The sequence below is a fragment of the Frateuria defendens genome, from assembly GCF_001182895.1.
GTDB classification, from domain to species: Bacteria; Pseudomonadota; Gammaproteobacteria; order Xanthomonadales; family Rhodanobacteraceae; genus Frateuria_B; species Frateuria_B defendens.
Window position 1 is genome coordinate 1 of record NZ_LFQR01000087.1, and the last position, 372, is coordinate 372.

General features: G+C 74.2%; 1 pseudogene. It reads left to right on the forward strand.

The features are described from left to right. A pseudogene (locus ACH65_RS20310) lies at positions 1-372 on the forward strand (hypothetical protein); the annotation flags it as partial.

Genomic DNA, 372 nt, shown 5'->3' on the forward strand with positions numbered 1-372 from the left:
CCGCTTCCTCGCCGATCCCGCCCTGGCCGACCGGGTGCGCCTGCGTCCCGGCGCCTTCACCCGCCAACGCTCCCTCACCCTGCCGCGCATCGCCGCGGTGATGATCGGCGGCCTGTGCGCCAGCGTGCAGGCCGAGCTCGATGGCCTGTTCGCGCAGCTTCACGACACCCGCGTGCGCCAGCGCGCCGTCTCCGCCCAAGCCTTCAGCCAGGCCCGCCGCGGCTTCTCCGCCGAGCTGTTCCAGCACGCCAATGCCCACCTGCTGCAACAGGCTCAGCCCTTGATCCAGGCCCACCGCTGGCACGGCCTGCGCGTGGTCGCCGCCGATGCCAGCCGCCTGCAGGTCAGCACCCGCGCCGGCGCCGACCTGCA